The sequence below is a fragment of the Polyangium mundeleinium genome (assembly GCF_028369105.1).
Taxonomy (GTDB): Bacteria; Myxococcota_A; Polyangia; order Polyangiales; family Polyangiaceae; genus Polyangium; species Polyangium mundeleinium.
Map to the genome: position 1 here is coordinate 11,623,777 of NZ_JAQNDO010000001.1, position 21,535 is coordinate 11,645,311.

Sequence of the window (21,535 nt, forward strand, 5' to 3'; positions counted from 1 at the left end):
GGCGGAGGCGGATCACCACTCCACGACGAACGTACAGCGAGGCGCGCCCTCGATGCGGCACCCCGGAGCGTGCGAGATCGTGGCGCGTGGCTCGAACCGTTTCGCCATCCCGAGCACCATGCCGACCTCGGCCGTGCAGTCGTAAGGCGTGTCGACGGTCATCTCGATCCGGCGGTCAGGGAGGGAAGCCTGGGCCACGGCGTAATGGCCGATGCCTTCGAGCGCCGTCCCGTCCTTCGGGTCGAGCATCGGCCGGCCGCCGAGGCGGTGCATGGCGTGGTAGGCGATGTCGATCGACGCGAGGGCCGCCTGGACGTCGCGGAGGTCCGGCGGGAAGGCGGCATTCGCCATGATGCTCTCGCCGCACTTGTAGAGCGCGTTCGGGCCGATCTCGCGCTTGATGCTGCCGAGCGTGGCGAGCCAGTCGCGAAGGGAAAACCACTCGTCGACGAAGGACGCGCCGCCCTTGCCATCGTCCACGCAGATCCCGTGCTGCACGAGGATCCGATGCGCGAGCCGAGGGAATTTTTCGAAGGCGACGATGAACGGCAAGACGCCGTTGCGATGAACCTCGACCGAGCTGGTGGAGAGCACCGGACCACCTCCCTTCTCGCCTCACGCGCCGAGCAGGCGCCGATGCTACCAGCGGAACCCTGCCCGCGCAGCCCGCTCGGCGTGGAGCGAGGCGCGGGCGCGATCCCCGGCGCGGTAAAAGTGCTCGGCGAGGACCACGTCGCGCTCGCCCTTCTGCTCCAGCCACGCCGCGGCGAGCGCATGTCCGAGCGCGCGATCGGCCTCGGTGAGCATGCCGTAGGCCGCCTCCCGCACGAGCGTGTGGCGAAAGGCGAGCTCTTGCTCCCCGGGAAAGCGGCTGCCCGCGTGAGGCACGACGAAGCCACGATCGACGAGCACGCGGAGCCTGCCGCTCTCGGTCGTCGTGCGCGTGTGGCCGAGCAGCGCCGAGAGGCCGCCCGACCAGAAGACGTCGCCGAAGATGCTCGCCGCACGCAGGGTGCGCCGCGCTTCGGCGTCGAGCGCGCCGATCTGCGTCTCCAGGATCGAGCGCGCCGAGGTGGGCAGTTCGTCGCCGCGCCCTTCGAGCGCAGCACGCGAGAGCTCTTCGACGACGAGCGGCAGGCCTGCGGCTCGCTCGACGACGCGCTCCACGCGCGCGGCCTCGGCCCGCTCGCCGAGCCAGCCGCGCGCGAGCTCGACCGAGGCCTTGCGCGACAGCGGCGCGAGCGGCATCACCTGCGTGAACGTCACGCCGGCCGTGTGGCCGAACTCGTCGAAGAGCTCCGGCCGCGCGAGGGCGAGCACGAAGAGCGGGCGATCGTAAAGCTCGCTGAGGACGTCGCCGAGCGCGTGGATGGAGCGCGCGTCGCACCACTGGAGATCGTCGATGAGCAGGAGCGCCGGGCGCCCCGCGCGGGCCATGGAGAGCGCTTCGGCGCAGTCGACCGAGGCGTCGGCCGTCAAGCGCCCCGCCTGCGTGATCGCCACGTTCGTGATCCCGCGGGCTCGCGCCTCGCGCACGAGCTCGCGCCCGAGCCGCGATTTGCCGATGCCCGGCGGGCCCGTCACCAGCACCGCGCGCGGCGATACCTCTTCAAGGCACGCTTCGAGCGCCGAGAGCAGCGCCCCAAGCTCGCGCTCCCGGCCCACGAAAGGCACGCCGAGAAGCAGCACAGAGGCCTCGACGAACGTCCGCGCCGCCGTGACGTCGCGCGTGCGCACCTCGCGCTCGGTGAGTGCAGGCGGCGCGCCCGGAGGACGCTCCGAGATGGCCTCCTCGACGTCGATCGCGGCGAGCGCGCGCAACACGGCCGCCGCGCTCTGCAGCCTCGACGCCGGGTCCTCGGCGAGCAGCCGCGCGACGAGATCGTCGAGCGCGGGCGGCACGCTCGGCACGATCGTGGAGAGGCGCGGCGCGGCCGCGTGCAGCACCGCGGAGAGGACCTCGCCCTCGCTCGCGCCCGCGAAGAGCCTGCGCCGCGCGATGCATTCGAAGAGCAGGCAGCCGAGCGCGAAGAGGTCCGTCCGCGCGTCGATCTCGCCTTCGCCGCGGGCCTGCTCGGGGGCCATGTACCCGAGTGTGCCGATGACGAGCCCGTCGCACGTCAAAGCGCGCGCAGGGCTCGTGGCGCGGGCGATGCCGAAGTCGAGCAGGCGCGCATCGTCGGGCCTGCCCGCGGCGAGCAGGACGTTCTCCGGCTTCACGTCGCGATGCACGATCCCGAGCGCGTGCACGGCCTCCAGCGCCTCGGCGACGCGCGTCGCGATGTGGATCGACTCGGAGATCGTGAGAGGCGCGGGCTCGGCGAGGCGCTCGGCGAGCGTCATGCCTTCGAGCCACTCCATCACGAGGAACGGCTCACCCGCCTCGTTCGCCCCGTGATCGAGGTACCGCACGATGGCCTGGTGATCGAGGGTCGCGAGGATGCTCGTCTCGCGCGCGAAACGCGCTGCGTCATCCGGCGTCGCGCCGCGGAGGATCTTGACCGCGACGGCTTTGCCCGTGACGCGATCGAGCGCGCGGAAGAGGCTCACCGGCTCGCCGTGGGCGTCACCGAGGAGCTCGTATCTCGCGCGTATCTCTCGACCCGCCATGGTGAGGGATGGGCCACCTCGCGCGCTTCACGCCTCGCGGCCACCCTTCGAGGGTAAGATTTTTTGCGGGCGATCGAGGCACTTTTTCCGGTCCGTCCGCACGCGCACACCGGCCCTCCGGCGCGCGCGGGTGTGCCCGACAAAGCTTGTGTCGGTTCTCGTGGCCTACTAGAAACGTCCCCCATGATGCGAGGCGCCCTGAGTGACATCACCAAGGCCGTCGGTCGGACTCCCATCGTCAAGCTGAACAAGGTGACCGAGGGGATCGCGAGCGACATCTACGTCAAGTGCGAGTACCTGAACCCCGGCGGCAGCCACAAGGACAGGGTCGCCATCAACATGATCCGGGACGCCGAGGCGGCCGGGCTCAAGCCGGGCGGCACGATCGTCGAGGCGACGAGCGGCAACACCGGCGCGGCGCTCGCGATGAACGCGGCCGTCAAAGGCTACAAGTGCGTCTTCGTGATGCCCGACAAGATGTCGCAGGAGAAGGTCGACACCCTGCGCGCGTTCGGAGCGAAGGTCGTCGTTTGTCCCACGGCCGTCGAGCCCGATGATCCGCGCAGCTACTACCAGGTCGCCAAGCGCATCGCGGAGGAGACGCCGAACTGCTTCTACGCGAACCAGTACCACAACCCCTCGAACCCGGGCGCGCACTACCTCTCGACGGGTCCCGAGATCTGGGAGCAGGTCGGCGAGGACCTCGACGTGTTCGTCGCGGGCATGGGCACGGGCGGCACGATCAGCGGCACGGGCAAGTACCTCCGCGAGAAGAAGGCCTCGATCAAGCTCGTGGGCGTCGATCCCGTGGGCTCGCTTTATTACGACTTCGTAAAGACGGGCCGCATCACGAAGCCCTTCAGCTACAAGGTCGAGGGCATCGGCGAGGACTTCTTCCCGAGCACGATGAACCTCGAGATCCTCGACGAGGTCATCCGCGTCGACGACAAGGAGTGCTTCCTCATGACGCGTGATCTCGTGCGTCTGGAGGGCCTGTTCGTCGGCGGATCCGGGGGCGCGGCCGTCGCGGGCGCGATCAAGTACGCGCGGCAGAGCGGGCGGAAGGAGAACATCCTGATCCTCCTGCCCGACGCGGCCTCGAAGTACCTCGGCAAGATCTTCAATGACAACTGGATGCGCTCGAACGGCTTCCTCGAAGAAGAGAAGAGCCTCGGCACGGTGCGCGATCTGCTCGCGGGCAAACCCCTCGGCGAGGTCGTCTCCGCGCGGCCGCAGGACCGTGTCGGCGAGGTCATCAGCATGCTGAAGACCCACGGGATCAGCCAGATCCCCATCGTCGACGAGGGCAAGCTCTGCGGCCTCGTGCACGAGGTCGACCTGCTCCGCCACCTCGTCGGCGGCAAGGGCAGCCTCGATTCGCACATCAAGGAGCTCATCGAGAGCGAGTACGCGACGGTCACCGTCGACACGAAGGTCGAGCTCTTGAAGGGCGTGTTGAACGACGCGCGTGTCGCCATCGTCACCGACGGGACGAAGGTCGTCGGCATCATCTCGAAGATCGATCTGATCGACTACCTGGCGAAGCGCGCGGCCGAGCCCGCGGTCTGAGCCTCCCCCACCCGACCCCTCCCTCTCCACCACGTGGAGAGGGAGGCAGCACGGAAGATCCTCTCAGCGGCCGCGCACCGTGGCGGCCGATTGTCCGAACAGAAGCTTTTTCGCCTCGTCGTCCATCGTCTGGCTCTGGTTCTGCACGAGCTCGCGGCCGACGGCACGGCCGCGATCGACCGCCGGGCGGGCCTCGATCGCGTCGAACCAGCGCTTCAAGTGCGGAAAATCGTCGAGGTTTTGCCCCTGCGCCTTCCACGGCACGACCCACGGCCAGGCGGCCATGTCCGCGATCGAGTATTCGCCGGCGAGGTAGTCACGATCCGAGAGGCGTTTGTCCATGACGCCGTAGAGGCGGTTCACCTCCCGGGTATATCGATCGATCGCGTACTCGATCTTCTCGGGCGCATACATGCGGAAATGGTGAGCCTGGCCGGCCATGGGGCCGAGCCCGCCCATTTGCCAGAAGAGCCATTGCAATGTCTCGGCCCGGCCGCGCGCGTCCTTCGGGAGGAAGCGGCCGGTCTTCTCGGCGAGGTAGACCAGAATGGCGCCCGATTCGAAGACGCTGATCGGCGCGCCGCCGCCCTCGGGGTCGTGATCGACGATGGCGGGCATGCGGTTGTTCGGGCTGATCGCCAGGAACTCGGGCTTGAACTGGTCGCCGCGGCCGATGTTCACCGGGACGACCCGGTACGGGAGCCCCACCTCTTCGAGCAGGATGGTGACTTTGCGACCGTTCGGCGTGGGCCAGAAATGAAGATCGATCATCGTGCCTCCTCGGGCGCCGCGGGCCGGCGCGAGGACATCTTACCCCTGCCGGGGGACGATGCACGGAGCGGGGGGGGCTGGAGCTCAAAACTCACCCATGAATCCGAGCGCCGGATAGACGATGAAGCTATTGTGGTCGAGGTCGCGCACGGTTTTGTCGAGCACCTTCAGGGTGCCGTTCGAGATGAGCTGTACCAGCGTGAGCTCGAAACCGAAAAACACGTGCTTGTAGCCGACGGCCACGCCGCCCTGTCCGCCCACGTAAAACGCATTTCCGCCGAACGACGCGAGCTCGCTGCGGCCCGCGATCGCCTTCGCGGCGATCTCCGGGATCGCGAGCTTCAGCGACGTTCCGAAATGCGTGTACATGAGCCGCGGCCCGCCCCATAACCGATACCAGCTCCCGTGCGTGCCGAATGCGATCGGAATGTCGACCTGATAACGCGAAAAGTCCTCGAGCTCGATGATCTGGAGCGTGTCGCCGAGCGGCAAGGGCAAGACGTAATAGCCGAGCCCGAGCCCGACCGTGGCATCGACGCCGTGCCGCTCTTTGTTCAAGAATTGATACCGGCCGCCCAGGCGAATGGAGCTCGTGGCGAAGCGGAGCGAGATTTCGAGGTTGTCGACGGCCGTGTAGCCGACGCCGACGTGCGGCGTCACCGAAGGCGGGTTCAGGAAGAGGCCGCCGGCCGCGTCGTAAATCTGATCGACTTCCGCCTGGGTGAGATCCCGATCGTCGGAGGCGTCGACGAGCACCGTGGCGACGTCGATGACGTCCGAAATCGGGCCCGTCGGCACCGAGACGTCCATCCCGATCTCGGCCTGCACGTGGCCTTTGGGCGCCACGTGCGCCGGCTGCATGCTGGAGAGCGCAGGCGCGCAGCCGGCGGCGAGAAAGGAGGCGAGAACCGCACAAAAAAGCGTCGAGGTCGAGCGGAGGACAAGCACGACCTCGACGGTATAGGAAGGCGGCGAACTCAGGAAGACGCGACGACCGGCGGGCTCGCCCCGAAGAGCGGCGCGAAGATACGCGAGAGCGCCGCGCTCGCGTCCTCGAGCGAGGGCGGCATCTTGCCCACCGCCGAGAGTCGAAGGGTGCGGCCATGGACCGGGACGTCGAACGAGACCATCCCCTCGCCGCGCGTGATCTCCTCGATCACGTCGTCGAAATGGGGCTCACCCGTCACGACGCCGAGCGCCGCCAGCCAGTCGTGGTCGTACCCGGCGCCGGCCCCAGCCACGAGCAGCCCCTCGTCGCTCGCGAGCGCCATGGCCTTGATCCGGTTTCGCTCGATCACGGCTTCGAGATACAGGCTGGCCGCCTCCTGGATCATCTCGCTCCGTTTCCTGCGTCGTTCGTTCGTCATGTAGGAGAACCTCCCGTCGCGTACGACATGACACTACCTTGGAGGCCCCCCCTGAGGCCAAGAATGGAGCGATCGATCCGGAGCGAACGATCCGATGGAGTCATCCGAAAAACCGGAGGGGTCCTCTTCGGCGCGAGGTGGCAAGGTCGGTGACCATGCGCGAAGAATTTGCCGACGTTCCGTAAGGCGAGCATGCGCGAAGGGGCGAACGATCCGCATGTAGAAGGCTGGTAAGCCGCAAAGAGGAAGAATACGATGGTCGGGATGTCCTTCCCCGTCCCAGCCGCGCGCGCATCGAGGCATGCCTGCCACGCGCACGCGTACGGGAACGAAGATGCCCAGCCAGCCGCCCGGTGTGGTGCGCGTCGCTGACTATGCTGCCGGAGAAGATCCCCGAGCTCATCGCATCGCGATATCGCGTCGTTCACCCCATTGGCGAGGGGAACATGGGGACGGTGTACCTCGTCGAGCACGTGTACACCGGCGAAGAGCTGGCGATGAAGGTGCTGCAAGCGCATGTCGGCACCAATGCGAAGCTCGTCAAGCGCTTCAAGCGCGAGGCGTGGCTGCCCGCCCGGATCCGCAGCGATCACGTGGTGCGCGTGATCGACGCCGACGTCGCCGCCGAGCTCGGCAACGCGCCGTTCCTCGTGATGGAGCTGCTCCGCGGCTCGGATCTCGAAGCCTACGTGCAGCGGATGCAAAAGGTGCCCGCCGCCGAGGTCGTGGGGATCTACTGGCAGGTCGCGGACGCGCTGAGCAAGGCGCACGCGCTCGGGATCGTCCATCGCGATCTCAAGCCCGAGAACATCTTCCTGCACGAGCACTACGACGGGCGCGTGATCGTGAAGGTGCTCGATTTCGGCATCTCGAAGATGGCCGGCGACGACGGCAACATCGAGGAGGCGCGCCTGACCCGCACGGGCGCGGTGCTCGGGACGCCGCTCTACATGCCGCCCGAGCAAGCCACCGGCGACACGCCGCGCGTCGGGCCCCCCGCGGACATGTGGGCGCTCGGGCTGATCGCGTTCCGGCTGCTCACGGGGCAGGTCTACTGGAAGGCCCACACGATGGCCGAGCTGCTCGTCGAGATCCTCACGCGCCCGATGGAGGCGCCGTCGGTCCGCGACGAGAGCCTGCCGAAGTCGTTCGACGCGTGGTTCTTGCGCTCGTGTGATCGGGACCCGAAGAAGCGGTTCCCGACCGTGTGGGATCAGGTCAAGGCGTTGGCCGAGAGCCTCGGGATCGGGCCGCCGGAGAAGACCGAGGCGCAGCGCACGATGCTCACGGGCCAGGCGCCGAAGGTCGAAGGTGATCCGATCCGGATGACCGAGCACGCCGAGACGTTGCGCCCGCAGGCCCTGCCGAAGACGCCGAGCAACCCGCCGCCGGCGACGATGCCCTCGGGCGCGCTCTCGCGGTCGGAGCGGGAGCGGACGCACACGCGTCCCTCGTCGCGCTCGCGGCACAACATGAAGAAGGTCGCCGAGGCCGAGGCGCAGGCGAAGGCCGAAGCCGAGGCGAAGGCGCAGCCGACAGCCGCGCCGAAGGGCTCGGAGCCGATGCAGGTGGGCATCGGGACGGTGCTGCGCGCGGGCAGCGACACGCTGATGCCCGAGGGGGAGCGCCGGCAGCTCACGATCGTCTCGTACGAGCTTTTGCCCTCGACGGAGAACGCCTCGAAGCTCGATCCGCAGAAGCTGCGCGAATCGATGAAGGAGTACGAGGACGCGTTCGCGCAGGTGATGAAGGGCTACAAGGGCCAGCCCGCGCAGCCGCTCGGTGAGGGACAGATCGCGTACTTCGGCTACCCGATCGCGCGCGAGGACGACGCGCGGCGCGCCGTGAGCGCAGCGCTCGAGCTCGTGGAGACGGCGCAGAAGCTGAACAGCCGCCACGACAAACCGCTGCTCGACGTGCGAGTCGGCGTGCACACGGGCCTCGTGCTGACGTGGGAGATCATCGACGACGCGGCGACGAGCAAGCCCGCCGCAATCGCGGGCGCGACGCCGACGATGGCCTGGCGCCTGGCGAACCTCGGGCGGCGCAACACGGTGCTCATCAGCGGGACGACGTACCGGCTCGTGCGCAACTACTACCAGTGCGCGAGCCTCGGCCTGCGCACGCTGAAGGGGTACGCGCAGCCAGTCGAGACGTACCAGGTGAGCGACGAGAGCGGCGCGAAGAGCCGCATCGAGGGCATGACGACGGGCCGGCTCACGCCCATGGTCGGCCGCGATCTGGAGCTCGGCCTGATGCTCGATCGCTGGGCCCGCGTGGAAGAGGGCTCGGGACAACTGCTCCTAATCTCGGGCGAGGCGGGCATCGGCAAGTCGCGCCTGACGCGCGTGTTCCGCGACAGACTCGAAGCCTCGCCCCACACCTGGGTCGAGACGCGTTGCCTGCAAGATCAGCGCGACCGCTCGCTCTTCCCGATCGCGGGCCTGGTGAACCAGCTCTTCGTGCTGGTCCCGCGCGACAGCCCCGAGGAGAAGATCAGCAAGATCGAGCGCGCGCTCGCGCACTACGGCTATCCGCTGCCGGAGGTGATGCCGATCTTCGGCGCGCTGCTCGGCCTGCCGGTCTGGCATCGCTACCCGCCGACGGCGATGAGCACGGAGGATCAACGCACGAAGCTGCAAGAGGTGCTCTTCAGCGCGATCGACTCGCTCGCGCGGCGCCGTCCGCTCGTGATCATGTTCGCGGATCTGCACTGGGCCGATCCCGCGACGCTCGCGATCCTCGGCGACATCGTGCACGACCTGCCGACCGTGAGCGTGATGCTGCTCGGCACGGCGCGCCCTGGGTTCGTCCCGCCGTGGCCCGCGCGCTCGCACGTCAGCACCGTCACGCTGAGCCGCCTCACGCCGAAGCGCGTGAAGATGATGGTCGAGGAGATCACGAAGGGGAAAGAGCTGCCCTCGGAGGTCTTCGATCAGCTCGTCGAGAAGACGGACGGCGTGCCACTCTTCGTCGAGGAAGTGACGAAGATGCTGCTCGAATCGGGGCTGCTTGAAGAGCGCGGCGGTCGTTTCGAGCTCACGGGCCCGCTGCCCGCGTTCGCGATCCCCGCGACGCTGCGCGACTCGCTCATGGCGCGCCTCGACCGGCTCGGCTCGGCCAAACGCGTCGCGCAACTCGGCGCGATCCTCGGCCGCGAGTTCACCTACGACCTCATCGAGGCCGTCTCGCCGATCGATCCGGCGACGCTCCAACGCGAGCTCGATCGGCTCGTCGAAGCGGACGTGCTCTACCAGCGCGGCCGCATCCCGCGCGCGACGTACACGTTCAAGTACGTGCTCGTGCAGGACACGGCGTACGAGTCGCTGCTCCACAACACGCGCCAGGCCTACCACCGCAAGATCGCGCAGGTGCTCCTGCAGCGCTCGATGGCGGCCTCGCAGCTCGGCGACGCAAAGGGGAGCCGCGATCCGAACGCGAGCGGCAACCAGCCCTCGCAAGCGGGGAGCGGTGACAAGAAGGCGCCCTCGGACGACCATCGGCCGCCTCAAAGAGACGTGAAGGAAGTGCTACGCGGGCTCATGAAGGACAAACCCGAGGACAGCCCGCTCGGCAACGTCAAGGACCTGAAGAAGCGTCCCTTTTAGCGAGACATGAAGGCAATTCGAGTCGATGCGTTCGGGCCCCCGGCCGAGGTGGTCCGTTTCCTCGAGGTGCCCGAGCCGGAGCCGCCGCGCGAGGGCGAGATCACGGTCTCGGTCGAGGCAACGCCGATCAACCCGTCGGACCTCTTGATCCTGTCAGGCATCTACGGCGCGCTGCCGCGGCTGCCCACCGTGCCCGGGAAAGAAGGCGTGGGCCGCGTGATCGACGTGGGCCCAGGCGTGCGCGGGATCGAGCGAGGCATGCGCGTGCTCTTGCCGATCGGCGCGGGCGCGTGGCGCGAACGGGTGAAGGTCCTGGCCGAGGACGTGATCCCCGCGCCGGAAGGCGTGCCGGCCGCGCAGCTCGCGATGGCGACGTTGAACCCGCTCGCCGCGCATTTCCTGCTGACGGCGCTCGTGAACCTCGGGCCCGACGACTTCCTCGTGCAGAACGCGGCGAGTTCCGCGATCGGTCGATGGATCGTCACGCTCGCGAAGGAGCGCGGCATCAAGACGGTGAACGTGGTGCGGCGCGCGTCGCAGGTGAATGCGCTGCGCGAGCTCGGCGCGAACGTGGTGCTCGTCGACGGGGCAGAGCTCGGCAAGCGCATCACGGCAGCGACGCGCGGCGCGTCAATCAAGCTCGGGCTCGACGCGGTCGCGGGCGGCGCGACGACACGCATCGCGGGTTGTCTCGGTCGTGGCGGCACGGTCGTGAGCTACGGGATGCTGAGCGGGCAGCCGGGGCACATCGCGACGAACGATCTCGTGTTCCGTGACATCCACCTGCGTGGCTTCTGGCTCGCCTCGCACCTCGCGACGATCCCGAAGGAGGACCTGCGCGAGCTCTGGAAGCGGCTCGCGGGCCTCGTCGCGAGTAACGCCGTCGCCGTGCCGGTGGAGGCGACGTACACGCTCGATCGGATCAAGGAAGCCGTGACGCACGCCGAGCGCGAAGGCCGCGGCGGCAAAATCGTCCTCGTCCCGCAGGGCGGCTGATCAGGCGCGCGCGACGATCGCGGAGAGGAGCCGTCCGCTCTTCGCAGCGTCGCGCCGATACGAGAACCAGCGCTCGTGGTCGCACACGGTGCAGCCGCGGACGTCGTCGAGCCGCGCAGGCTCGACGCCCGCGGTCGTGAGCTGCGCGCGGACGATGCGGCGAAGGTCGACGTGTGCGCGCGCGCGGCTGCGATCGACGACGTCGTCGCCTGCGTTCGACGCGCCGAGGAGCGAGGCCGCGACGTCGTCGCCGACCTCGAAGCAGCAGGGCTCGATGTGCGGGCCGATCGCCGCGACGATGCTCGGCGAAGGCGCGAGCGCGCGAAGAACGGCGACGCCTGCAGCGGCTGCGTTCGCCACGGTGCCGCGCCAGCCGCTGTGCACGGCGACGACGGCGCCGCTTCTTCGATCCGCGAGCAAGACGGGCACGCAGTCGGCCGAACGCACGCCGCACGCGACGCCGGGCGTGCGCGAGGCGGTGATGTCGCCGTGGCGCTTCACGACTTCATCGCGGTCTTCGGTGCCATCGAGGATGTGCGCGTCGGTCCCGTGAACCTGGCTGAGGATGTAGAGGCGCGGCAGGGGCACACCCAGGGCCGCGGCGCAACGACGAATGTTCTCCTGCACGGCGGCTGGGTCGTCCCCGGTGGCGGCGGCGGCCACGTTGAGGGAGTCCCACGGGGGAAGGCTGACCCCGCCGGAGCGCGTGAAGAACGCGTGGCGGAAGCCCTCGGCGTCGAGAAGTGCCGAGAAAACAGGGCTCGGCGCGCCCACCAGGGGGGGCCCGGCGGGGGGGGCGTGGAGGGGGCTGCCGAGGGCTTCGACTGGGGGGTTACCGGAATCCCGGGTTGGCGTGGGGCGTTGGGACGCCTGCTCTCCATTCGGGCTTTTCACGGATCTTCCTCGCCGGACGTGAGGCTGTCATGGACGAGCGAGGCCGGCGAGGTGATATTTTCCGGCTGAAGCTCCGATGCGCCCGCAAGACCCGAACATCGGCCGAGACATTCTGGGCGGTCAGTTCCAGATCCTGCAGAAGATCGGCTCGGGCGGGATGGGATCCGTCTACAAGGCCGCGCAACCGGCGATGAACCGGATGGTGGCCGTGAAGATCCTCCATCCGAAGCTCGCGAACCGCAAAGACCTCGTCTCGAGGTTCCGCCGCGAGGCGCGCGCGATGAGCCACCTGACGCACCCGAACACGGTGAAGGTGTTGCTCTACGGCGAGCTCGAAGACGGCTCGCTCTACATCGTGATGGAGTACCTGGAGGGGAAAAACCTCAACCAGATCGTCCGCAAAGAGGGGCCGATGGGCCTCGACCGCGCGATCCCGGTGCTCATCCAGGTCTGCGGCGCGCTGCAAGAGGCGCACTCGCAAGGGATCGTCCATCGCGACCTGAAGCCCGAGAACATCTTTTTGTCCACCAACGGAGGTCTGCGCGACTTCCCGAAGGTGCTCGACTTCGGCCTCGCGAAGGTCACCGAGCGCGAGCTGCGTCCAGGCTCCGTGATGCTCACGCAGGAGGGCATGGTCTTCGGGACGCCGGAGTTCATGTCGCCCGAGCAAGCCCAGGGCAAACCGCTCGACGCGCGCAGCGACATCTACTCGCTCGCGGTGATCCTCTACGAGATGCTCACCGGCAAGCTGCCGTTCGACGCGCGCACGCCGATGGAGTTCATCCAGCACCACGTGACGAAGCCGCCGCTCGCGCTGGAGACGCGCGTGCCGGGAAAGACCTTCCCGCAAGGGCTCGGCGCGGTGATCGCGAAGGCGCTCGAGAAGCGGCCGGAGGATCGATACACGACGGCCGCGGACTTCGCCGACGCGCTGAAGCCGTACGCGCCGGGCGGAGGCAAGGGGTTCTCCGGGCTCTTCCCCGCGAGCAGCGTGGAGGTGCTCGAGAAGGCGTCGCGCTCGCACGCCGAGCTCGCGCACGTGCCGGAGCAGAAGCCGGAGTCGCAGCGGCAGCCCCCACCCGCGCCCGCGCCCACGCCCTCGTCGTCGCGACAGGGTGGAGGAGCGTCCGCGCCGACCGCGATGGATGGCGCGCCCTCGAACCGCAAGCCGAACGGCGCGAATCCGATGACGAGCACGGGCAACCCGCTCTCGTCGCCAAGGCCGATGCCATCCCCCCACGCGATGCGACCGGCGACGAAGTCGGGGACCAACGAGGGCCCGTCGTCGCTGCGCATCGCGCCCCCCGTGTCGAGGCCAGCGCCGGCGCCGGCGCCCGTCGTCGTGAAGGGCAGCCCGTCGACGCTCACGCTCGTCGGCGTGGCTGTGGGCTTCTTGATCGTCGGCGTGCTCCTCGCGGTCATCGTCCTCAAGCTGCTCCGCTAGCGGACGATCTGAAGCGCGCTCGGCGTTTCCGAGACACCCATCATGCCGGCCGATCGCCCCTCCGAAGAGCAGAACGGTAGCGACGCTCGGAAGAGCACGCCCTCCACGCCGAACGAGGTGAAGAGCGCGCCCTCCACGCCGAACGAGGCGAAGACCACGAGCGACGACGAGCGCGAGAAGCGTCGCGCCGCGCGGAGACGCAAGCGCGCGATCCAGACCTGGGTGCGACGCGCGGGCATCACGATCGTGCTGCTCGCGGCGGCGGCGATGCTCGGCGTGGCGCTGACGATCCGGCACTACGAGGCGGACCTGCCGTCGACGGAGGAGTTGAAGAGCTACCGCCCGCCGCAGGTGACGCGCGTGATGGCGCGGGACGGTCAGATGGTGCTCGGTGAGCTCTTCGTCGAGCGGCGCACGATCGTCGACGTCGAGGCGATGCCGGATCGCGTGCGCTACGCGGTGCTCGCCGCAGAGGACGCGTCGTTCTACGAGCACAAGGGCCTCGACTATCCGGGGATGCTGCGCGCGCTCTACAAGAACCTGCGCGGCGCGAGCGCGCGGCAGGGCGCGAGCACGATCACGCAGCAGGTCGTGAAGAACGTGCTGCTCACGTCGGAGCGCACGTTCGACCGGAAGATGAAGGAGGTCATCCTCGCGCGTCGCATCGAGCAGGAGCTGACGAAGAACGAGATCCTCGGGCTCTACCTGAACCACATCTACTTCGGGCACGGGCGCTACGGGATCGAGGAGGCCTGCCGTTACTACTTCGGCAAGTCGATCCGCGACGCGACGCTCGCGCAGGCCGCGCTGCTCGCGGGGATCGTGAAGGGGCCGAGCATCTACTCGCCGCGCGTGAGCCTGGAGCGCGCGAAGAAGCGGCGCGAGTACGTGCTCGGGCAGATGCTCGCGAAGGGCTTCGCGACGGCGGACGAGGTGGAGCGCGCGCGGGCGGAGGAGGTGAACCTCGCGCCCGCGCAGGAGGAGATGCGCGAGCTCGCGCCCGAGGTCGTCGAGGAGGCGAAACGCACGCTGCGCGCGCTCGTCGGTCCGGATGCGGATCGCGGCGGCTACACGATCACGACGACGATCGATCCGACGATGCAGTCGAAGGCGCGCGGCGCGGTGCGCGCGAACCTCGATGGGTACTTGAAGCGGCACAACATGGTCGCGCCGCTCGCGCCAGGGAAACGCGAGCCACCCGCGTTCGAGGGCGCGCCGAAGCCGAGTGGTCATCGCGTGTACGCGGGTGTCGTGACGGGGCACGACGATACGAAGGGGCTTTTGTTCGTACGCATCGGCGCGCTCGCGGGTGCAGTCGATCTGCGCGGCAAGAGCCGGTACAACCCGAAGGATCTCTTGCCGAGCCAGTTCGCGAAGGTCGGCAAGGTGGTGCGCGTGAGCCTCGTGGACCCCAAGGAGGCCGCCGCGTCGGCCGCAGATCCGCGCCAGGGCGCGCTCGAGCCAGGGACGGAGGAGCCGACGCCGGAGCCGACGCCGAAGGAGAAGGCGCAGCCGGCGGGGCTACGGCTGGAGCTCGGGCCGCAGTCGGCGCTCGTGGCGATCGACGTCGCGTCGCGCGAGGTCGTGGCGCTCATCGGAGGTTACGAGGGCGTGCGCGGCGGGCTCGATCGGTCGCTCTCGAAGAGGCAGCCGGGCTCGACGTTCAAGCCGTTCGTCTACGCGTACGGGATCCACACGCGCAAGTTCACGCCGGCCACGTTGCTGGAGACGAATCCCGCGGCGCTGAAAGGCTACCAGCCGAACAACTACGACGAGAGCGAAGGGAAGACGCCGGCGCGTTTGCGTGAGGCGCTCGCGCACAGCGTCAACGTCGCGGCCGTGTGGTCGATCCAGGAGCTCGGTGCGGCGCACGTGATGGCGTTCGCGCAAGACCTCGGGATCGAGTCGAAGCTCGGCGCGGATCTGTCGCTTGCGCTCGGCGCCTATGAGGTGACGCCGCGCGAGATGGCCGCGGCGTACGCGGCGTTCGCAGCAGGCGGCGAGTACAAGAAGCCGCGGCTCATCACGCGGATCACTGGGCCGAACGGGGTCGACATCCCGCTCGGGTCGGAGCCAGAGCCGAAGCGCATGCTCACGGAGGAAGAGGCGTTCCTGGTGAACAGCCTGCTGCGGACCGTGGTGGAGCGAGGCACGGCGACACGCGCGAAGGCGCTCGATCGGTGGATCGCAGGCAAGACCGGGACGAGCAACCAGTCGAAGGATGCGTGGTTCGTCGGCTACTCGATGGACATCGCGTGCGCGGTGTGGACGGGCTTCGACGACGCAGCGCCGCTCGGCGCAGGCGAGACGGGCGCGGTCGCGTCGCTGCCCGCGTTCGTGGACTTCATGCGCGAGGCGCACGCGGGCAAACCGAAGCGTGCGCCGACGGAGCCCGCGGGCCTCGAGCACAAGCGGATCGATCCGGAGACGGGCCTGCTCGCGTACGAGGGGCAGGAGAACGCGGTCGACGAGGTGTTCTTGAGGGACACCGCACCCGACGCGGGCGTCGACGCTGCGCCGGACGGCGAAGCAGACGCGGAGACGGGCGAGGCAGACGCCGCGGACGAGGGCGCGGAGGCGGGTGCGGAGGAGCCGCTCCCGGTCATCCCGGTGCCAACGCTGAAGCACGAGGGGCCGCCCGGCGAGGGCGAAGCGGATCACGCCAAGGAGCCTTGAGGCGCCGGCGTTCGTTCGAGCTCAAACGAGCTCGTCGATGGGCCCTGCGCCCTCGCGCAGGATGCGCACGTCGCCTTCGCTGAGGTCGATGACGGTCGTGGGCAAGTTGCCGCCGGCGCCGGCGTCGAGGATGAGCTCGAGGGCGGGGAAGCGCTCCTTGATCTCCCAGGGATCCACCATGGGATCTTCGCCTGGCGGTGCAGCCGTCGTGCTGATGATCGGACGCCCGAGCTCACGCACGATCGCGAGCGTGACGGGGTGCGAAGGGACGCGGATACCCACGGTCTTCTTGTTCATCTGCACGATCTTCGGCACTTCGCGCGTCGCTTGGAGCACAAAGCAATACGGACCGGGCAGGAAGCGCTTGAGCACGCGGTAGGCGGCGTTTTCGACGATCGCGTACCGCGCGATGTCCCCGAGATCAGGGCAAATGAAGGCGAGGTTCTTGTCTCGCTGCATCCCCTTGATCTGGTAGAGCGTCTCGATCGCCTGCTTGTTGAAGAGGTCGCAGCCGAGCCCGTAGACAGTGTCCGTCGGGTAGCCGATGACGCCGCCTTTCTCCAGGATCTCGACGGCGCGCCGGATCTTGCGAGGCTCGGGGTGCTCAGGGTTGATGGGGAGGAGGATGCCCACAGGTGCGGCTCGGAAAGGGAGGCGTGTGGCAGTGGGGCGCGACTCGGCTCGTCCGAGCAACGCGCCCCCGGGCGTGACGAGGACCTAGTCCTTCAGCGCCTCGCTGCCACCGATGATCTCCATGAGCTCCTTGGTGATCGCGGCCTGACGCGCTCGGTTGTACTGAAGCGTCAGGCGCTCGACCATTTCCTTCGCGTTCTTCGTGGCCGCATCCATCGCCGTGAGCTTCGCGCCGAACTCGCTCGCCATCGACTCGTAGAGCGCGCGGAGGAGCGAGATGTCGACGTACATCGGCGCGAGCACATCGAGCAGCGCCTCGCGGTTCGGCTCGAAGATGAACTCGGTTGCCGACGTCGCCTCGGCCTGCTCGCCCTCGGCGAGTGGACGAACGGGCAAGAGCCGCTCGACCACGACCTGCTGGCTGACCGCGCTCTTGAACTCGTTGTAGATAACGTAAATGCTGTCGACCTCGCCCTTGAGGAAGGGCTCGAGGATCTCCTTGCCCACGCGCTGCGCCGTTTCGAGGGCGAGCTTCTCCCATACGCCCGGGAGGTAGCCGAGATTCGGGGCGTCGCGGCGGCTCATGTAGTCCCGGCCTTTGCGGCCGATGACCTTCATGACCACCTCCTGCCCCTGCTCGACACGGCTCTTCCACTCGCGCTCGGCGCGCTTGTTGATGTTCGTGTTGAACGCGCCGCAGAGGCCACGATCACTCGTGAGGATCAGGAGCATCACGCGGCGCTCGGGGCGCTCGACGAGCAGCGGGTGAAGCGGGCGATCGAGGACGACGTCGGCCTCCGCAGGGACGCCTTGCCCGCCGTCCTGCGCGCTTGCCGCCCGCGCCGACGCCGTGATCGCCGCGAGGACCTCCTGCGTCTTGACGGCGTAAGGGCGCAGCTCGGTGATGCGCTGCTGGGCGCGGTTGAGCCGCGCGCCAGCAACCATCTTCATCGCGCGCGTGATCTTCTGCGTCGAGCGGACGCTGGTGATGCGCTTGCGGATCGCTTTGAGCGAAGGCACGGCTTACTTCGCTTTCTTCGCGGCCTTCTTCGGGGCCGCCTTGCCATCGGCCTTCGCCTCGGCCTTCGGGGCCTCGGCCTCCTCCTCCTCGACGGCAGGCTTCGACTTGCCGCCGGGGACGAAGTTCTTCTTGAAGGACTCGATCGCCTTGTTGATCTTCTTCTTGAGCTCGTCGTCGAGCGCCTTCTTCTCGGCGATCTCCGGCAAGAGCGTCGAGTGCTTCGACTCGAAGTACTTGTAGAGCTCCTCCTCGAACTGCGCGAGCGACTCGACCGGCAGGTCGTCGACGAAGCCGTTGATGCCGGCGTAGATGATGAGGACCTGCTTCTCGACCGAGAGCGGGACGTACTGGCCCTGCTTCAGGATCTCGACCATGCGCGCGCCGCGCTCGAGCTGCTTGCGCGTCTTCGCGTCGAGGTCACCCGCGAACTGCGCGAATGCCGCCATGGCGCGGTACTGCGCGAGGTCGAGGCGGAGCGTACCGGCGACGCTCTTCATCGCCTTGATCTGCGCGTTGCCGCCGACGCGGCTGACCGAGATGCCGACGTTGATGGCCGGACGAACGCCCGAGTAGAACAGGTCCGCCTCGAGGAAGATCTGACCGTCCGTGATGCTGATGACGTTCGTCGGGATGTACGCCGAGACGTCACCGGCCTGCGTCTCGATCACGGGCAGAGCCGTGAGCGAGCCACCGGACCACTTGTCCTTGATGATCTCGTAGTCGCTGCCCATCTCCTTCAGGCTGTGGTGCGACGACTCCTTGCCCTGCTCGCCGATGTGGATCTTGCCATCGGCCCCGCGATAGTCGCGGTCTCCATTCGGCGGCGCCGGCGTGCCCTTCTTCACGACCCAGAAGACGTCCGCCATCTTCGCCGCGCGCTCGAGCAGGCGGGAGTGGAGGTAGAAGACGTCGCCCGGGTACGCCTCGCGGCCCGGCGGGCGGCGCAGGAGCAGCGAGAGCTGGCGGTACGCGACGGCCTGCTTCGAGAGATCATCGTAGATGCAGAGCGCGTGGCGGCCCGTGTCGCGGAAGTACTCGCCCATCGTCACGCCGGTGTACGGCGCGATGTACTGGAGCGGCGCCGTCTCGCTCGCGGTCGCGGCGACGATGGTCGTGTACTCCATGGCGCCGTAGGACTCGAGCCGATCAACGACCTGGCGGACCGTGCTGAGCTTCTGGCCGATCGCCACGTAGATGCAGTGAACGCCCTTGCCCTTCTGGTTGATGATCGCGTCGACCGCGACGGCGGTCTTGCCGACCTGGCGGTCGCCGATGATCAGCTCGCGCTGACCACGGCCGATCGGGATCATGGCGTCGATCGCCTTGATGCCCGTCTGGAGCGGGTCCTTGACCGGCTGGCGCTGGATGATGCCGGGCGCCTTCACCTCGACGCGGCGGCGCTCCTTCGTCTCGATCGGGCCCTTGCCGTCGATCGGCATGCCGAGCGCGTTCACCACGCGGCCGACGACGGCCTCGCCCGCCGGCACGTCGAGGATGCGGCCCGTGCGCTTCACGGCGTCGCCTTCCTTGATGATGCTCGTGTCGCCGAAGATCGCGCAGCCGACGTTGTCGGCCTCAAGGTTCAGCACGAGCCCGGCGAGCGTCTCGCCGCCCGTGCCCACGAACTCGACGAGCTCACCGGCCATCGCGCGGCTGAGCCCGTACACGCGGGCGATACCGTCGCCGACCGTGAGCACCGTGCCCACCTCGGTGACGAGCGCGGCCTTGTCGATGTTCTGGATCTGCTTCTTGATGATCTGAGAAATCTCTTCGGCTCTGAGCTGCATGGGGGAAGTCCTTGATCCTGTTTCGACCCGGCCCGTGCGAGGGGCGGTGGAAGTTTGGGGCCTCGGTCGGCCTACCGATTAGGTGCGGAGCAGCGACTCGCGGAAGCTCTCGAGGCGGGCCTTGACGCTCCCGTCGATCACCCGGTCGCCGATGCGGGTGACGATGCCTGCGATGAGCGAGGGGTCCTGTACTTGCGTGATGACGACCTTGCGGCCGGTCGATTTCTCGAGCTCGGCGCGGAGCTTCGCAAGGTAGCTCTCGCTGAGTGGACCAGCGCTCGTGACCGTCGCGCGGAGCGTGCCCGCGTCCTCGTCCACGAGCTTCTCGAGCTGACGGACCATGTCCGGCAGCGCAGAGAGGCGCCTGCGCTTGGCGAGCAGGCGCAACGTCGAGAGCGCCGTCTCCGAGAGGCTCATGCGCTGGCCGACCTCCTTCAGGAGCGCCTCGCGTTGATCCTCCGCGATGAGCGGGCTCTGAAGGACCATCCGCAGCTCGTCCGACTTCTCGAAGCTCGTCGAGAAATCCGCGAGATCCCGCGCGACCACGGGCAGATTCTTGAGCTCCTTGCCGAGCTCGAAGACCGCGCGCGCATACCGCCTGGCGATCGTCTCGCTGCTCATCGCGCTCCTCCCGCAGGCCCGCTCGAAGCGAGCGCTTCACGCACCGAGGTCAGGTAATCCTCACTCATCCGATCGAGATCGGCCTGCGCCGTGCGGCTGCGGATGATCTCCTCGGCCGCCGTCGTCGCGCCCTGCACCGCCTCGCGCATGAGCTCGATCCGCGCCGTCCGGAGCTCCTGGTCGATGCGGAACTCGGCGTCGCGGCGCATGCGCGCCCGGCGCTCCTCGGCCTCGGCGATGATGTGCTTCTTCTCGAGCTCAGCCTGCGCCGCGTACTCGGCCTTCAGCGCCGTGAGCGTCTCGGCCATCTGCTCGAACTTGCCCTCGTACTCGTCGAGCCGCTTCTGCGCCTCGTTCTTCAGACGCGCCGCGTTGTCGATCTCCGACATGATCGACTGCTTGCGCTTCACGAGCGCATCGCCGATCGGCTTCTTGCCGAAGCGGTAGAGGATGAACCCGAGCACGCCGATGTTCAGGATCGCCGCGAGGAAGGGCGGCGGCTCGTTCTTCGGATCGCAGGGATCCGCATGGTTCTCGTACCGCCAGAGGAGCTTGTTCACGAAGCCCGGCTGGACGGCCTTCTCGTTGTTCACCGAGATCATGCCGTGCCACCAGTTGATCTGGTCGAAGTGCGGCACGTCGTGCGGGCCATGGCCGGGGCAATGCCCACCGTGCCCACCGCCATGGCCACCCGCCTCGGCGTGCGCCGGCTCGGGCGCGCGCTGCGGCTGCGACCTCTGCATGCCCGGGGGGAACCCAGGACGCCCCGGCATCCCCTGCCCCGGCATCCCTTGCCCAGGCATCGGTCGGCCCATCTGTCCCGGCGCCGGCCGCGCCTGGCCCGGCGGGACGTCGAGCGGCGGATGCCCCGCCGGCAGCCCCTGGTTCGGGTTCGTCTGCGCGAACGCCGTCGCGCCCGCGAGCCCCACCGCAAGCGGGAAGGCGACCTTCGCAAGCCTTCGCGACATCATCGACCGACCTCCCGACCGAGGACCCGAGACGCGATCTCAGCGGCGAGCGCCGGCTGCGCGTCCTTCAGCTCCTTCCTCATCTGCTCGACCTCCGCGGCGATCCGCGTCTTGCCCGACTCCAGGATGCGCGTCGCCTCGTCGCGCGCCTCGCCCATGATCTTCGTCTCGAGCTCCTTGGCCTCGCGGCGCAGCTTCTCGCGCTCGAGGTTCGCCTCGCGCCGGACCTTCTCGAGCTCCGCCTCGTACTTCGTGAGCAGCTCGCCGGCCTTCGCGTCCATCTTGCGCGCGTCGTCCTTGGCGCCTTCGGTGCGCTTCTCACGCTCCTCGAAGACGCGGAGCAGCGGATCGAAAAGCAAGGGCCGCAGCACGACGACGAACGTCGTGAAAAGGATGAACTGGGCAATGAACGTCGGGTCGAAATCGACGTTGATCGCCGAGGCGAAGAGCTTGGCTGAGGCGAGGTGGTTCACGGGATCCGGCGGTCTCCGGAGGGCCTCGATGTCTCGATCGGCGCGAGAGGCGGGGAGGACAGGGGTCATGACCCTCGGTTGATCCCGAGGAGACAGC

17 protein-coding genes are annotated in these 21,535 nt (G+C 68.3%); 5 read left to right on the forward strand and 12 right to left on the reverse strand.

Annotated features, from left to right (window positions below; all coding sequences use genetic code 11):
- Nucleotides 1-12: 12 nt before the first annotated feature.
- Together POL67_RS45825 and POL67_RS45830 are read right to left on the reverse strand one after the other, a co-directional pair.
- The gene (locus POL67_RS45825; RefSeq protein ID WP_271927793.1) at nt 13-594 is read right to left on the reverse strand and encodes a hypothetical protein; all 582 of its coding nucleotides are present in this window, start codon (nt 592-594) and stop codon (nt 13-15) included.
- Between the two features lie 45 nt (nt 595-639).
- A complete protein-coding gene (locus POL67_RS45830; protein ID WP_271927795.1) occupies nt 640-2,610 on the reverse strand; it encodes a serine/threonine-protein kinase in 1,971 nt (656 codons plus the stop codon).
- Nucleotides 2,611-2,793: 183 nt separating this feature from the next.
- On the opposite strand from POL67_RS45830, the gene POL67_RS45835 reads away from it, so the two are divergent.
- Nucleotides 2,794-4,179: a cystathionine beta-synthase gene (locus tag POL67_RS45835; RefSeq protein ID WP_271927798.1), complete on the forward strand. Its 1,386-nt coding sequence runs from the start codon at nt 2,794-2,796 to the stop codon at nt 4,177-4,179.
- 63 nt (nt 4,180-4,242) lie between these two features.
- Here the strand turns inward: POL67_RS45835 and POL67_RS45840 are convergent, their stop codons facing one another.
- The 3 genes from POL67_RS45840 to POL67_RS45850 all read right to left on the reverse strand — a co-directional run bounded on the left by POL67_RS45840 (nt 4,243) and on the right by POL67_RS45850 (nt 6,317).
- Entirely contained in the window at nt 4,243-4,950 is a 708-nt protein-coding gene (locus tag POL67_RS45840; RefSeq protein ID WP_271927799.1) for a glutathione S-transferase N-terminal domain-containing protein, read from the reverse strand.
- Between the two features lie 84 nt (nt 4,951-5,034).
- On the reverse strand, nt 5,035-5,898 hold the full coding sequence (locus POL67_RS45845) for a hypothetical protein (RefSeq protein ID WP_271927801.1): 864 nt from the start codon (nt 5,896-5,898) through the stop codon (nt 5,035-5,037).
- Nucleotides 5,899-5,927: 29 nt separating this feature from the next.
- Complete coding sequence (locus POL67_RS45850) at nt 5,928-6,317, reverse strand: hypothetical protein (protein WP_271927804.1); 390 nt, start codon at nt 6,315-6,317, stop codon at nt 5,928-5,930.
- 374 nt (nt 6,318-6,691) lie between these two features.
- Between POL67_RS45850 and POL67_RS45855 the strand changes: the two genes are divergently transcribed.
- Together POL67_RS45855 and POL67_RS45860 are read left to right on the forward strand one after the other, a co-directional pair.
- Complete coding sequence (locus POL67_RS45855; protein ID WP_271927807.1) at nt 6,692-9,925, forward strand: protein kinase domain-containing protein; 3,234 nt, start codon at nt 6,692-6,694, stop codon at nt 9,923-9,925.
- Between the two features lie 6 nt (nt 9,926-9,931).
- A complete protein-coding gene (locus POL67_RS45860) occupies nt 9,932-10,921 on the forward strand; it encodes a zinc-dependent alcohol dehydrogenase family protein (protein WP_271927809.1) in 990 nt (329 codons plus the stop codon).
- Here the strand turns inward: POL67_RS45860 and pgeF are convergent, their stop codons facing one another.
- The gene (pgeF, locus tag POL67_RS45865; protein WP_271927811.1) at nt 10,922-11,695 is read right to left on the reverse strand and encodes a peptidoglycan editing factor PgeF; all 774 of its coding nucleotides are present in this window, start codon (nt 11,693-11,695) and stop codon (nt 10,922-10,924) included.
- A gap of 196 nt (nt 11,696-11,891) precedes the next feature.
- Here pgeF and POL67_RS45870 point away from each other — a divergent pair, with 196 nt between their 5' ends.
- Both POL67_RS45870 and POL67_RS45875 read left to right on the forward strand, forming a co-directional pair.
- The gene (locus POL67_RS45870; protein ID WP_271927813.1) at nt 11,892-13,259 is read left to right on the forward strand and encodes a serine/threonine-protein kinase; all 1,368 of its coding nucleotides are present in this window, start codon (nt 11,892-11,894) and stop codon (nt 13,257-13,259) included.
- A 42-nt stretch (nt 13,260-13,301) separates the two neighbouring features.
- Nucleotides 13,302-15,935 (forward strand): penicillin-binding protein 1A, encoded by a 2,634-nt coding sequence (locus POL67_RS45875; RefSeq protein ID WP_271927816.1) that lies wholly within the window; start codon nt 13,302-13,304, stop codon nt 15,933-15,935.
- A 21-nt stretch (nt 15,936-15,956) separates the two neighbouring features.
- On the opposite strand, the gene POL67_RS45880 is transcribed toward POL67_RS45875, so the two are convergent.
- The 6 genes from POL67_RS45880 to POL67_RS45905 form a co-directional block, all read right to left on the reverse strand.
- Nucleotides 15,957-16,568, reverse strand: a complete 612-nt coding sequence (locus tag POL67_RS45880) for an L-threonylcarbamoyladenylate synthase (RefSeq protein ID WP_271927819.1) — start codon at nt 16,566-16,568, stop codon at nt 15,957-15,959.
- Between the two features lie 84 nt (nt 16,569-16,652).
- Entirely contained in the window at nt 16,653-17,588 is a 936-nt protein-coding gene (gene atpG, locus POL67_RS45885; RefSeq protein WP_271927821.1) for an ATP synthase F1 subunit gamma, read from the reverse strand.
- Nucleotides 17,589-17,591: 3 nt separating this feature from the next.
- Complete coding sequence (atpA, locus tag POL67_RS45890; RefSeq protein WP_271927822.1) at nt 17,592-19,376, reverse strand: F0F1 ATP synthase subunit alpha; 1,785 nt, start codon at nt 19,374-19,376, stop codon at nt 17,592-17,594.
- Nucleotides 19,377-19,454: 78 nt separating this feature from the next.
- Nucleotides 19,455-19,997, reverse strand: coding sequence for an ATP synthase F1 subunit delta (atpH, locus tag POL67_RS45895; RefSeq protein WP_271927825.1), 543 nt, complete (start codon nt 19,995-19,997; stop codon nt 19,455-19,457).
- Nucleotides 19,994-20,968 (reverse strand): F0F1 ATP synthase subunit B, encoded by a 975-nt coding sequence (locus tag POL67_RS45900; RefSeq protein ID WP_271927827.1) that lies wholly within the window; start codon nt 20,966-20,968, stop codon nt 19,994-19,996. The genes atpH and POL67_RS45900 overlap by 4 nt, the downstream gene beginning before the upstream one ends.
- The gene (locus POL67_RS45905; protein WP_271927830.1) at nt 20,965-21,507 is read right to left on the reverse strand and encodes a F0F1 ATP synthase subunit B; all 543 of its coding nucleotides are present in this window, start codon (nt 21,505-21,507) and stop codon (nt 20,965-20,967) included. Before POL67_RS45905 ends, POL67_RS45900 begins: the two co-directional genes overlap by 4 nt.
- Nucleotides 21,508-21,535: the final 28 nt, after the last annotated feature.

Excerpts from the sequence above, each read along its gene's own strand:
- POL67_RS45830 (WP_271927795.1), bottom strand. The coding sequence starts at position 2,610 with ATGGCGGGTCGAGAGATACGCGCGAGATACGAGCTCCTCGGTGACGCC.
- POL67_RS45835 (WP_271927798.1), top strand. The coding sequence starts at position 2,794 with ATGATGCGAGGCGCCCTGAGTGACATCACCAAGGCCGTCGGTCGGACT.
- POL67_RS45840 (WP_271927799.1), bottom strand. The coding sequence starts at position 4,950 with ATGATCGATCTTCATTTCTGGCCCACGCCGAACGGTCGCAAAGTCACC.
- POL67_RS45850 (WP_271927804.1), bottom strand. The coding sequence starts at position 6,317 with ATGACGAACGAACGACGCAGGAAACGGAGCGAGATGATCCAGGAGGCG.
- POL67_RS45855 (WP_271927807.1), top strand. The coding sequence starts at position 6,692 with ATGCTGCCGGAGAAGATCCCCGAGCTCATCGCATCGCGATATCGCGTC.
- POL67_RS45860 (WP_271927809.1), top strand. The coding sequence starts at position 9,932 with ATGAAGGCAATTCGAGTCGATGCGTTCGGGCCCCCGGCCGAGGTGGTC.
- POL67_RS45870 (WP_271927813.1), top strand. The coding sequence starts at position 11,892 with ATGCGCCCGCAAGACCCGAACATCGGCCGAGACATTCTGGGCGGTCAG.
- POL67_RS45875 (WP_271927816.1), top strand. The coding sequence starts at position 13,302 with ATGCCGGCCGATCGCCCCTCCGAAGAGCAGAACGGTAGCGACGCTCGG.
- atpA (WP_271927822.1), bottom strand. The coding sequence starts at position 19,376 with ATGCAGCTCAGAGCCGAAGAGATTTCTCAGATCATCAAGAAGCAGATC.
- atpH (WP_271927825.1), bottom strand. The coding sequence starts at position 19,997 with ATGAGCAGCGAGACGATCGCCAGGCGGTATGCGCGCGCGGTCTTCGAG.
- POL67_RS45900 (WP_271927827.1), bottom strand. The coding sequence starts at position 20,968 with ATGATGTCGCGAAGGCTTGCGAAGGTCGCCTTCCCGCTTGCGGTGGGG.
- POL67_RS45905 (WP_271927830.1), bottom strand. The coding sequence starts at position 21,507 with ATGACCCCTGTCCTCCCCGCCTCTCGCGCCGATCGAGACATCGAGGCC.